The organism is Streptomyces bullii, from assembly GCF_042657145.1.
Lineage (GTDB): Bacteria > Actinomycetota > Actinomycetes > Streptomycetales > Streptomycetaceae > Streptomyces > Streptomyces bullii.
On record NZ_JBHSNY010000048.1, the window covers coordinates 1 to 590 of the forward strand.

General features: G+C 71.5%; 1 protein-coding gene and 1 pseudogene. Both read right to left on the bottom strand.

Features of this window, described 5'->3' with window-relative positions; translation table 11 throughout:
* A partial coding sequence (locus ACFPZJ_RS39810; RefSeq protein WP_381031975.1) for a transposase occupies positions 1-413 on the bottom strand: 413 nt, incomplete at its 3' end.
* A pseudogene (locus tag ACFPZJ_RS39815) lies at positions 314-568 on the bottom strand (transposase); the annotation flags it as partial. The gene ACFPZJ_RS39810 and the pseudogene ACFPZJ_RS39815, both read right to left, overlap by 100 nt.
* Positions 569-590: the final 22 nt, after the last annotated feature.

Consider the following 590-nt stretch of genomic DNA (forward strand, 5'->3'; position numbering starts at 1 on the left):
CCGCGTTTGCGCAGGTGGTCACGGATCTCGCGGGAGGAGTACGCCTTGTCGGCCAGGACCAGGTCCGGCCTGGTGCGAGGCCGTCCACGAGGTCGGGGAACGCGCAAGCGGGCCATGACGTCCGTGAAGGCGGGAGCGTCGCCGGCTTGGCCGGCGGTGAGAACGAACGCGAGTGGCCGGCACCGGCCATCGGCCACGAGGTGGATCTTCGTGGTCAGTCCGCCGCGGGACCGGCCGATGGCATGGTCGTCCGGCTCGCCGGCCGGGGCCCCCTTTTGCGGGCCCCCGCCGCATGCTGGTGAGCCCGCACGATCGTGGAGTCCACCGAGACGGCCCAGTCCAGGTCCTCGTCCGCGTCGGCCTGAGCAACCAGGGCGGTGAACACCCGCTCCCAGGTGCCGTCGACGGCCCACATCCGCAGCCGGTTGTAGACACCCCGCCAGTTGCCGTACTTCTCCGGCAGGTGCACCCACTGCGTCCCGGTCCGGAACTTGTAGGCGATCGCGTCGATCACCTCACGGTGGTCCCGCCAGCGGCCACCACGCTTCGGCGTCCGGTCCGGGAGCAACGGCTCGATCCGCGCCCACTGC